Consider the following 1,014-nt stretch of genomic DNA (forward strand, 5'->3'; position numbering starts at 1 on the left):
GCGATTCCCTAAGTAGCGGCGAGCGAAAAGGGAACAGCCTAAACCGATACCTACGGGTATCGGGGTCGTGGGGCGTCTTATGTGGAGTAAGAAAAAAGGATGGTAGTTGAACAAGTCTGGAAAGGCTGGCCAAAGAGCGTAACAGCCGCGTAAGCAAAATCATCCTTTCTCCAAGACAGACCCCGAGTACGGCGGGACACGTGAAACCCCGTCGGAATCTGGGAGGACCATCTCCTAAGGCTAAATACTCCCTAGCAACCGATAGTGAAACAGTACCGTGAGGGAAAGGTGAAAAGCACCCCGGGAGGGGAGTGAAAAAGAACCTGAAACCGTGTGCTTACAAACAGTTGGAGCACCATTCCCACCCACGAAAGTGTTACTTTCGCGGGGACCCGGGAGGTGTGACAGCGTGCCTTTTGTAGAATGAACCGGCGAGTTACGATTGCGTGCAAGGTTAAAGTGAAGAGCTGGAGCCGTAGCGAAAGCGAGTCTTAAAAGGGCGAAAGTACGTAGTCGTAGACCCGAAACCGTGTGATCTACCCATGTCCAGGGTGAAGGTGAGGTAACACTCACTGGAGGCCCGAACCCACTAGTGTTGAAAAACTAGGGGATGAGGTGTGGGTAGCGGTGAAATTCCAATCGAACTCGGAGATAGCTGGTTCTCCCCGAAATAGCTTTAGGGCTAGCCTTGGAGTAAGAATCTTGGAGGTAGAGCACTGATTGGGCTAGGGGCCCTCATCGGGTTACCGAACTCAGTCAAACTCCGAATGCCAAAGATTTATCTTCAGGAGTCAGACGGCGAGTGCTAAGATCCGTCGTCAAAAGGGAAACAGCCCAGACCATCAGCTAAGGTCCCCAAGTATACGTTAAGTGGAAAAGGATGTGGAGTTGCACAGACAACCAGGATGTTGGCTTAGAAGCAGCCACCATTCAAAGAGTGCGTAATAGCTCACTGGTCGAGTGACTCTGCGCCGAAAATGTACCGGGGCTAAACGTATCACCGAAGCTATGGAT

General features: G+C 51.6%; 1 rRNA gene. It reads left to right on the plus strand.

Features of this window, described 5'->3' with window-relative positions:
- A 23S ribosomal RNA gene (locus BEN26_RS13805) occupies window positions 1-1,014 on the plus strand; the annotation flags it as partial.

It is taken from the genome of Tepidibacillus sp. HK-1 (assembly GCF_001748485.2).
GTDB classification, from domain to species: domain Bacteria; phylum Bacillota; class Bacilli; order Tepidibacillales; family Tepidibacillaceae; genus Tepidibacillus_B; species Tepidibacillus_B infernus.